2 protein-coding genes and 2 pseudogenes are annotated in these 3,887 nt (G+C 45.2%); all 4 read left to right on the plus strand.

Going from position 1 to position 3,887, the window contains the following annotated elements; all coding sequences use genetic code 11:
- Positions 1-389, plus strand: a pseudogene (locus V7D75_RS05465) (2-oxoglutarate dehydrogenase E1 component); the annotation flags it as partial.
- Between the two features lie 155 nt (positions 390-544).
- The gene (gene odhB / locus V7D75_RS05470; protein WP_068407829.1) at positions 545-1,807 is read left to right on the plus strand and encodes a 2-oxoglutarate dehydrogenase complex dihydrolipoyllysine-residue succinyltransferase; all 1,263 of its coding nucleotides are present in this window, start codon (positions 545-547) and stop codon (positions 1,805-1,807) included.
- A gap of 220 nt (positions 1,808-2,027) precedes the next feature.
- Entirely contained in the window at positions 2,028-3,479 is a 1,452-nt protein-coding gene (gene lpdA / locus V7D75_RS05475) for a dihydrolipoyl dehydrogenase (RefSeq protein ID WP_333613738.1), read from the plus strand.
- Positions 3,480-3,672: 193 nt separating this feature from the next.
- Positions 3,673-3,887, plus strand: a pseudogene (locus V7D75_RS05480) (ATP-grasp domain-containing protein); the annotation flags it as partial.

The following is a 3,887-nucleotide window of genomic DNA, read 5'->3' on the forward strand; positions in this document are numbered from 1 at the left end:
CGCGTATGGTGCTGTGCGGCGGTAAAGTTTACTATGACTTATTAGAACAACGCCGTGCGCTAGGTTTAGATCACGTAGCGATTGTGCGTATCGAGCAGCTATACCCATTACCAGAAGAGCGTTTGATTGCTGAGATTGAAAAATATAGTAACTTAGCTGAGATAGTTTGGACGCAAGAGGAGCCACTTAACCAAGGTGCTTGGTACTATTTAGCGCCGCATATGTTCCGCATTGTTGTACCGCATCCAACCAAGGCAAAAGTTATGGAGCCAGTTGCGCGTCCTGCTAGTGCGGCGCCAGCGACAGGATCTCCAAAACTACATGTTCAGCAGCAGCAAGCACTCATTGCTGGTGGTCTTGGTATCAGTGTGGATGAGCTATCTAAATAGTAGTTGGCTTAAGCAACAGATTATATAAGATACACGAATCAGGCGATAACAGTCCGTACCGCTATTACCATTAAAGTAAGACGATTGAGAATGGTATTGACTGCCTATCACGACTTAATAATAAAGAGTAATATCAATATCTAAGGAGTATATCGATGGCTGAAATTAAAGCCCCCGTTTTTCCAGAATCGGTTGCCGATGGCACCCTCGTGGAATGGCATGTCACTGAAGGTCAAGAAGTTAGCCGCGACGACTTATTGGCTGAAATTGAAACTGATAAAGTGGTATTAGAAGTGGTTGCACCTGATAACGGTGTGGTTACCAAAATCGTTAAGCAAGTTGACGATACGATTTTGTCAGACGAGCTAATCGCCGAGTTTGAAGCTGGTGCTAGCGGTAGCTCTGCTGGTGGTAGCAGCGATAGTGCTGATGAGCCTGCAGTAGACCCAGATCAACCAGCAGCGCCAGTACAGCCGAAACAAGCTACCGATGGCGGTGAGCCAGTCCAAGCGACAGATAAAAAAGACGAAGCGGATCATAAAGACCAAAGCCCAGCGGTACGAAAAGCGGCGAAAGAATCTGGCGTTGATCCTAAAAACGTCGAAGGTAGTGGCCGCGGTGGTCGTGTAACCAAAACCGACATGGCAAACCCAACGCTAAAAGCTGATAGCTCCATCAAGTCTGATAGCGGTCGTCCAGTTGCTGAATCAACCGGTGAGCGTACTGAAAAACGCGTACCAATGACGCGTCTACGTAAGACAGTTGCTAACCGTCTACTGGCTGCCTCACAAGAAACAGCGATGCTAACCACGTTTAACGAAGTCAACATGAAACCGTTGATGGATATGCGTGCTAAGTATAAAGAGCAATTTGAAAAGCGTCATGGCGTACGTCTAGGCTTTATGTCATTGTTTATTAAAGCGGCGACTGAAGCACTAAAACGCTTCCCAGCGGTTAACGCGTCACTAGACGGCGATGACATCGTTTATCACGGCTACTATGATATCGGTGTTGCCGTATCTTCAGATCGTGGTTTGGTCGTTCCTGTATTGCGTGATACCGACCGCATGAGCATGTCTGATGTTGAAGCTAAGATTCGTGAGTTTGGTGGTAAAGCACAACAAGGTAAGCTTGGTCTTGATGACATGACTGGCGGTACGTTCACCATTTCAAACGGCGGCGTCTTTGGTTCACTCATGTCAACGCCTATCTTGAATCCACCACAAACTGCTATCTTAGGTATGCACGCTATCAACGATCGCCCAATGGCAGTCGACGGTAAAGTTGAAATTTTACCAATGATGTACCTAGCACTATCATATGATCACCGTATGATTGACGGTAAAGAAGCGGTACAGTTCTTAGTTACTATCAAAGAGTTGGTCGAAGATCCAACCATGCTACTCCTAGACCTGTAAGCTTTTAAGCTTGTATCGGTAACCACTGATACAAGCTTTTTCACTTTGGACGAGGTGATTGTGGTTTATTGCCAAATAAATGCGACTTTTTTTGTGGTGTATTAACGACAGAATGAAAGTATCATTTATCATTCAGTAGGCTAACCAGTCATTTAAATCCTCATAGAATTAGAAAAAATTTAGAAATAAATTAGAACCAAATTAAAAATAGGAACGTACTATGAAAGACAATTATGATTTAGTCGTCATCGGCGGCGGTCCTGGTGGTTACGAAGCCGCTATTCGTGCAGGCCAATTGGGTATGAGCGTGGCTTGTATCGAAAAACGCGTTTATAAAGGTGAGCCAGCACTGGGCGGTACTTGCTTAAACGTCGGTTGTATCCCATCAAAAGCCTTGCTTGATTCATCACACCGTTATGAAGCGACCAAGCATGATCTTGCTGAACATGGTATCAGCACTGGTGACGTTGCTATCGATATCGAGCAAATGATTGGTCGTAAAGAAGCCATTGTTAAGCAATTGACGGGCGGCGTGGCGGCATTGTTAAAAGGTAATGGCGTTGACTGGCTACAAGGCTGGGGCACATTAGAAGATGGGAAAGGCGCGGATAAAAAAGTTAAATTTACCGCTCTAGAAGACGAAAGTGAAACGACTATTACCGCCAAAAACGTCATTCTTGCAGCAGGTTCGGTGCCTATCGATATTCCTGTGGCAAAAACTGACGGCGACCGTATTGTTGATTCTACTGGCGCGCTTGATTTCACCGAAGTACCAAAGCGTTTAGGCGTCATTGGTGCTGGTGTTATCGGTCTCGAGCTAGGTTCAGTATGGCGCCGCTTGGGTGCGGAAGTGGTGGTTTATGAAGCACTACCAAGTTTCCTAGCTGCTGCTGACAAAGACATCGCTAAAGAAGCGGGTAAAATGCTGAAAAAGCAAGGTCTTGATATTCGCGTCGACACCAAAGTGACCAATGCTGAAGTGAAAGGCGATCAAGTTGTTGTGACCAGCGAAGCAAAAGGCGAAGCCTCGGATGAAAGCTTTGATAAACTGATTGTTTGTGTCGGTCGCCGTGCCTACTCTGAAAAACTATTGGGCGAAGACAGCGGTATCACTTTGACTGAACGCGGTCTTATCGATGTCGATGACCAGTGTAAAACCAACCTTGACGGCGTTTATGCAATCGGTGACTTGGTTCGTGGCCCTATGCTTGCGCATAAAGCCATGGAAGAAGGCATGATGGCGGTTGAGCGCATTCATGGCGAAAAAGCACAAGTTAACTATGACACCATTATTAACGTCATTTATACCCATCCAGAAATTGCATGGGTTGGTTTGACCGAGCAAGAAGCGACTGAAGCGGGTTATGAAGTCAAAACTGGTTCATTTAACCTAGCAGCGAACGGCCGTGCGCTTGCCCAAAGTGAAGCACAAGGATCTATCAAAGTTGTTGCTGATGCCAAAACAGATCGTTTGTTAGGTATGCATGCCATTTCTGCTGGTGCGGGCGATATTGTCCATCAAGGTATGATTGCGATGGAATTTGTATCTAGTATTGAAGATTTGCAGTTGATGACATTTGCGCATCCAACCATTTCTGAAGCGGTTCATGAAGCTGCTTTATCAGCAGATGGCCGTGCGATTCATGCCATTCAGCGTAAAAAACGTAAGTAGTTTTTGAGATTAAATTGCTTAAGATTAACTTGCTTAAAATGAAAGCATTTGAGTAAATATCAAGTTTAACCGGATGGTGCGGCCGCTATCACTATTATGATAACGGTCGCCGCCATCATAAGTGTGGCAGCATTATTCTGCCTTGCACTTGTTGTCACTTTTTATTAATTGTAAAAAATAAAGGATACAATCAATGAATTTACATGAGTATCAAGCAAAAGAGCTATTGAAAAGCTACGGTTTGCCCATTCAAGAAGGCATCATCGCCCATAATGGCGACGAAGCTGCTGCTGCTTTTGATAAAACGCCTACTGATATTGCGGTTATTAAAGCGCAGGTTCATGCTGGTGGCCGTGGTAAAGCGGGCGGTGTGAAGCTCGTTAAAACTCGCGAAGAAGCAAAGCAAGT

It is taken from the genome of Psychrobacter sp. (assembly GCF_036731945.1).
Taxonomy (GTDB): Bacteria; Pseudomonadota; Gammaproteobacteria; order Pseudomonadales; family Moraxellaceae; genus Psychrobacter.

What these genes read in the sequence shown, in the direction of transcription:
- lpdA (WP_333613738.1), top strand. Translation starts at nt 2,028, where the DNA reads ATGAAAGACAATTATGATTTAGTCGTCATCGGCGGCGGTCCTGGTGGT.
- odhB (WP_068407829.1), top strand. Translation starts at nt 545, where the DNA reads ATGGCTGAAATTAAAGCCCCCGTTTTTCCAGAATCGGTTGCCGATGGC.